Raw genomic sequence first — 327 nt, 5'->3', positions numbered from 1 at the left:
GGAAGCGCCGCACTGTTCCCCGACGAAGAGTCGGGAGAGCGACTGCTGGTCGTCGCGGTCGATGTCGTGAACACCTTCGACAAGCCTCGACCGTCGACGGCGGGCTCTGCATTGTCGCCGGTCGTCGACGGCATCCGCATCGATGGAATCGAGGAGAAAGGCACGCTCTCACACGCCGACGACGGGCAGGGCGCGCCATGGCTGCAACCGGACGTGCCTGCTCGCCTGCTGCTCGCCTGGATCGTCGGGCCGGACGATTTCCGCGATGGCGACGAGATCACCCTGACCCTCCCCGACTCCGACCACTACGTCGGGCAGAGCGTGATG

1 protein-coding gene is annotated in these 327 nt (G+C 66.7%); it reads left to right on the top strand.

Annotated elements, in window-relative coordinates:
- A partial coding sequence (locus ABY44_RS05010) for a hypothetical protein (protein ID WP_431640916.1) occupies positions 1–327 on the top strand: 327 nt, incomplete at both ends.

Origin of the sequence: Burkholderia sp. ZZQ-2, from assembly GCF_050768715.1 — a bacterium.
Lineage (GTDB): Bacteria > Pseudomonadota > Gammaproteobacteria > Burkholderiales > Burkholderiaceae > Burkholderia > Burkholderia cepacia.
This window is presented reverse-complemented; position numbering and strand designations above follow the sequence as displayed.